The 278-nt window shown below is 73.4% G+C and carries 1 protein-coding gene; it reads left to right on the forward strand.

Annotated features, from left to right (window positions below):
- Positions 1-46: 46 nt before the first annotated feature.
- Positions 47-278 (forward strand): hypothetical protein (locus tag R0J87_RS19870; protein WP_498888409.1); only part of this gene is annotated, 232 nt, incomplete at its 3' end.

A 278-nucleotide genomic window follows, 5' to 3' on the forward strand; every position in this document is an offset into this window, starting at 1 on the left:
CAGCCCCTGCGCGCTGCGGCCGTGGGCCGGCCATGGCGAGGCCTCGGTGACCGGTTCGGCCACCCGCATGCTCGCCCAGGTGCTGCACGAGGAGGCCCAGCCGCTGGGCGTGCGCGTGCAGCTGCTGCAGGTCGAACAGCCGGTGTGTGATCCGTCGGACAAAGGCCAGGCCTGCGCCGAATGGTTCAGCCCGCTGGCGGTGGGCCGCTGCGCGGTCGCGCTGCTGGCCGGGCGCGGCCAGCCCGGCCAGGTGATCGTCAACACCGACAAGCAACTTG

The sequence above is a fragment of the Halomonas sp. SIMBA_159 genome, from assembly GCF_046536035.1.
GTDB lineage: Bacteria > Pseudomonadota > Gammaproteobacteria > Pseudomonadales > Halomonadaceae > Vreelandella > Vreelandella venusta_A.